The sequence below is a fragment of the Arthrobacter sp. GW460-12-1-14-TSB2 genome, assembly GCF_059423525.1.
Window position 1 is genome coordinate 1 of the sequence record NZ_JBWKYC010000046.1, and the last position, 5391, is coordinate 5391.

Genomic DNA, 5391 nt, shown 5'->3' on the forward strand with positions numbered 1-5391 from the left:
ACCTCAGTGGTCTTAAACCCCGGATAAATCACCGCACCCGCCACCAACGCAGCACCGGCCACCGCAAAAACCGTGCCCGAAACCAACTTCCTGCGGCGTTCCCTGAGACCCAGCTTGCCGAACAGAGTTGTCACCAGTTTTCAAATCCCTCAAAATCGCAGCCGCCCCCAGGGCAGCGTTTCCAAAGACCCGGTACCGGGCTCTCTGTTTCCCGCGACAGCCTACCCAACCATCCGGCGGACCGCGATGGGGAGCTCTCCCCGGCTGCCTGACCTGCGGCTACGCCCGTCATCAACACCGCGGGATCCCGTGGGAGTACGGCTGACCGAGCTGCGAGTGCCCCGCAACCATGTAGTAGCCCACGTTTCGGTTGGATCCCGGCTCGACCCGATAGAACGGCTGATCCGGCGTGTTAGTCCATTGGTCGTTCATCATGACGTAGCAGTGGACCACGATCCGCTCGCCGCTGTTGACGTAGAACCACGGCGGAGTGTCGCCCTTGTTGATGCCCTGGCAGTCGAAGTACGGGTTCGGCCGGTAGCTGGCCTTGCCGTATTGGAAGGTGCAGGTGCGCACTAGGTCCGTGCCCTTGACGACGGTTGTTATCCATTCGCCTTGCGCCCCGGACTTGGCGGACGCGGAAACCACTCCGCTCTCGGTCCCCAGGGAGTTGACGGTTTTCACGTCGATCCGGTGGGACTCAGCGAATCCACCGGTGTTGATGACCCGGCTGCCGGACGCGGCAACGTTTTCCCAGCCGCCGCCATCAATCCTGATCAAGGTCGACGCGACGTCGTTGGTCGTGGTTGACGGGGAAGACCAGCTCAAGGTCAAGGACTTCTGGTTCATGGCACCGTCCTGTCCCGAAGCCGACGGCGTGCCTGGCGAACCGAACGGGGTGGCCGATGCGCCGGAACTGGCGTTAGAGCTTGGCGCCACGGTGGAGTGGGCGATCACCGTAATCGTGGTCTGGGCACCGTTGGTGAAGCCGCCCACGGTCTGCCCTGGCGTGATCGGACCGTTCTGGCCGGTGCTGGCGTTGTAGCTGTAGCTCACCTCGCCGTGGGCCGAACCATTGCGTTCTGCTGCGGTCAGCTCCTTGAAATTGATGGTCACCTGCCGCCCTGCTCCCCCGGTGTCTGCCGCGGCGGCGCTGACCCCGGAGACCTGGCCCAGCTTGCCGGTGGCGCGCCGGGGCGCCGACGGCGGACTGACGGCGCCCTTCCCCGCCTTGTTTTCGGCCTGGACAGTAAAGGTGTACTCAGCTTCGGAATTGTTGGCCGTGAAATTGGCGGTGCGCACGGTGCCCGCGATGGTCTGCGTTTGCGGTGCGCCGCCGCCTCCGCTCATGGTGACGTAGTAGTTCTTGATCGCGTCCCCGTTGGTGTCGGGTTCGGACCAGTTCACGCGCAGCTGGTTGGTGGTTCCCACGGCAGAGGCCACGGCCGACGTCGGTGCCGCCGGTGCCGCGGGTACTCCAGCCGGGTTGTCCTCGGAAGAGTAGATGCCCCACTCGGACGGGCCAAGCTCGTTGACGGCCTGGGCGCGGACCTTGTAGCGCACGCCGTTGGTCAGGCCGGGCCACGTGTAGGTCAAGCCGGTCACACCGTTCTTCACGGCGATTCCGCTGGCCGGCGGCGGGGAGATCTCCAGGTTGTAGCTCTTAACGGCCGAGCCTTCAGTCTTCGCCGCAGGCCAGGCGATCACCATGTTCTTGTCGCCCGCTTTGACCGTGGGCGCCTCCGGCGGAGACGGTTTCTCGTCCGGCCGGATCTCGTTGGAGGGCGGCGAGGATTCCGACTCACCGACGTCATTGGTGGCCGTGACAGCGAAGACATACTTGACGTCATTGGTCAGGCCGCTGAGCGTGCAGGTGGTGGTGGCGCAGTCCTGGCTGAAGCCATTGGACCGCACGGTGTATTTCGTGATCTGCGCACCGTTGTCCGACGGCGGAGCCCACTTCAGGACGGCGGTGCGGCTGCGCACGTCCGTGGCGGACGGTGCCGAGGGGGCGTCGGGTTTGTCACGCACGGTAACGCGGACCCTGCCGCTCACCTGGCGTGACGGGTCATCCGTCTTGTCCGAGACCGTGTACCGGAGCACCATAACGCCCTTGGAACCGTCCGCTGGCGTGAACGTGATGGAGTCCCCGCTAATGAGGGGTTGTCCGGCGGCGGAACCGGTCTCCACCGCAACCGAGGCGATCTTCAACGGGGCATCGCTGAACGGATTGAAATCGTTGGCGAGGACGTTGATGGTCTCACTCCGGCCGGCGTTGGCCTTGTCGATGACATCCTCATTGGCCGTAGCGAGCGGCCGGTTGGAGGCGACGACGGTGGCCGTCACGGCGGCTTTCACCGGACCCGAGCGGCCGTCGGTGACTTTCAGCGGGATGGCGCCCTTCCGGCCTGCGGCCAGGCCGGGTTCCGCACTGACCCTGAGCGTCTGGCCCTCGATCGTTGCCCTGAAGCCTTCCGGCAGGGTTCCGTCAAACTCGAATTTCAGCTTCTCCTGGTCTCCGTCGTCAACGTCCTTGGCCAGGTTGCCCAGTTCCAGGCTGGCAGTTTCAGCCAGGGGCACCTCGAGGTCGGTTCCGCTGAAGACTGGATCGTGGTTGGCATTGGGGTCCGGAACCACTCTGGTGATCACGGTCAGGGTGGACTTCAGTCCCTGAGGATCGTCGGGGCCGGCACCGTCCGTGACTTCGAAAGTGACGGAGCCGGGCCCGACGTAGTCCTTGAGCGCGGCGTAGCGCAATGCGTTTCCGTCCGCGGCGATGACGTTTCCGCCATCGGCGCCTTGGACGCGGACTTTGTCCGCCTGCGTGATCCGGGGTGTGCGCCCCTCCCGGACGCGGACGTACTCGTTCAGGTCGATGGCGGCTTCCTTGCCCGCCATCACTTCGACGACGTCGGTGCGTGCCAACGACGGGTGCTGTTCGCCCTGCCCGGGAACCCAGATGACCGCCGTCGAGCTTTGGCCGTCGACGTCGGTGACGGTGTACGGAACCAGCTGGTCCGTCGGTGCAAGGCTGACCAGCACGTTGCCCTCACCTCCGACGCGCGCGTTGGGGTTGCCGTCGGGCAGGCTGATCTTGAGGTCGGCGGCGACGCCATCGGGGTCGGAGTCGTTTTTCAGGACCGGGACGTCTACGGCGGACTTCCCCAGCGTCTCGGCCTGAGTGACCACATCGTCCTGTGCGATGGGCGCCTTGAGGGCGGCGTCGGGGCTGACCCGGACCCGGATCACCGCGCTCCCCTGGGCCTTCTTGTCGTCCTGGACCTTGTAGCTGACGCTCTCGTTGGCGGCAGCGCCGGGCGCCGTGAGCAGCACCTTGCCGCCGTCGGCGGACTCAACGCGGAGCTCCGGGCGGGCCTCGAACGCGTTGGAGACCAGGCCGATCGGGTCCCCGTCGGGGTCGGAGTCGTTGCTGAGGGCGTCCACGGCGATCTGGCGGCCGGGCCGGACGTCGACGGCGTCGTCCACTGCAATGGGCTTCTGGTTGTTGGCTTCCGGCGGGGCGATGCCAACAATCACCGTGCCGGTGTTTTCCGCGCCGATCCGGTCCCGGACACGATAGGTGAAGGTGTCTGTGCCGGCGGCCGTTCCGGTGGCGGTGAACGCGAGGTAGCCGTCCTTGACCACGGCCGTTCCCATCGCGGGGGCTTTATCCACGCCGATCAGCTGCACGGAGTCGCCGTCGGAATCGATGCCGTCCAGGGGCACGGGGATGCGCACCACCATGCCGGCCACCACGCGGGCGGTCAGGTTCTTCGGCTCGGGGCGGGTGTTCCGCTCGTCATCGCGGGCGCGGATGCGGATGGTGACCTGCTGGGAGTCCGACTGCCCGGATTCGTTGGTGACCTTGTAAATGGCATAAACCGTCTTGGGCACGTCCCCGGCGATGAACCGCAGGGTGCCGCCGGAGCGGAACATGCGGCCGTCGGCGTCGTCCGGCTTCTGCGCGGGTTCGGGCTCAAGGGTGAGCTTGCCGCCGTTGGGGTCGGTGTCGTTCTCCAGGACGGGGATGGTGACGACGTCGCCGGTCCGGACCGAGGCCTCGTCCGGTTTGGCCTGCGGGGCCTGGAGCTTGGCCGGGGCCGGTACCACCAGCACGGCGATGTCTCCGCCGGCCGAGGCTTTGCCGTTGGAAATCGTGTACTTGACGTTGAGCTGGCCCTGGGCCCGGATGTCGGTGATCCGGACGACGGAGTGGTCCAGGACTGACGCGCTGACCGGCTGGCCGTCGGCCGCTGTGACGGACTGGACCACCAGCACGCCGCCGGAGGGGTCCGAGTCGTTGCCGAGGACATCCACCAGTACGCTGCCACCGCTGGGCAGCAGCGCGGTGTCCCGGACGGCGACGGGCGCACCGTCGCCATTGCCGGGAACCACATCCACGCGGACCAGTTGCTGGGCACTGGCCGGACCGTTGGTCACAAGGTAGGACACGTAGTGGGCACCCTGGGCCGTGGAGTTGAAGGTGAAGGTCTGCTGGTCCGCGCCCATGGTGGCGGTGGAGTTTCCGTCCGGAGAGACCTGGGCAAGCCGGAGCGCTCCGCCCTGAGGATCCGAGTCGTTCTTCAGTGGTGCGATGACTGTGTCCACTCCGGCGACTGCGGTGATGTGGTCCGCGTTGGCTATGGGCGGAAGCGCGCCCGGTGCGCGCACGTCCACGGTGACCTTGCCCTCGGCGGTGGACTGGCCGTCGGACACCGTCAGGGTGACCACTTTGCGGCCGGGCTCGGAGCCGGCGTCCTGGAAGCTGAGCAGGCCGTCCGGCCGTGCCTTGACCTGGTCGCGGGGGTCGCTGCCACTGGCGCTGACCACGTAGAGGTCGTCGCCGTCCGGATCGGTCCAGTCCGTGAGGATGTTCTGGCTCACGAGTTTGCCGGACTGCACCACCAGGGTGGTGTTCCGGTTCGGCTTCTGGCGCGGGGCGGAGTTCTCCCCCGGCGGGATGATGTTGAGCGTGACGTCGGCGGACGCTGTGAGACCGCGGCCGTCGTCGACCGTGTATTTGAACGTCTCGGAGCCGGTCTTGTCGGCCGGCACGCTGACCTGGAAACCGGTGGAGCCGTAGATCGGCGCGAGGACGCCGGAACTGATGGCGTCCGGAGCGCGGACGGTGAGGATGTCGCCGTCGGGATCGGTGTCGTTGTCCAGGACGGGGAGGATGGCGGTCTTGCCCGCGCGGACGCCGAAGGTGTCCGGTTTGGCGACCGGTGCGCTGTTGGGCTTGGTCCGGTCAGGCAGCACGGTCTGCTGGACTTCGTCCGCGGAGTCCTTGTCGGCATCATCGGAGGTCTGTTGCGGCGGGATGACGTCGTCCCAGTTGTTGACCAGCTGCATGTTCTGGTTGACCAGCCACACATTGCCCGAGTTCACATC

1 protein-coding gene is annotated in these 5391 nt (G+C 66.5%); it reads right to left on the bottom strand.

Annotated features, from left to right (window positions below; translation table 11 throughout):
- Positions 1-291 precede the first annotated feature (291 nt).
- Positions 292-5391, bottom strand: a 5100-nt coding sequence (locus AC07YR_RS23145) for an Ig-like domain-containing protein (RefSeq protein ID WP_494735401.1), incomplete at its 5' end; no start/stop codon positions are given.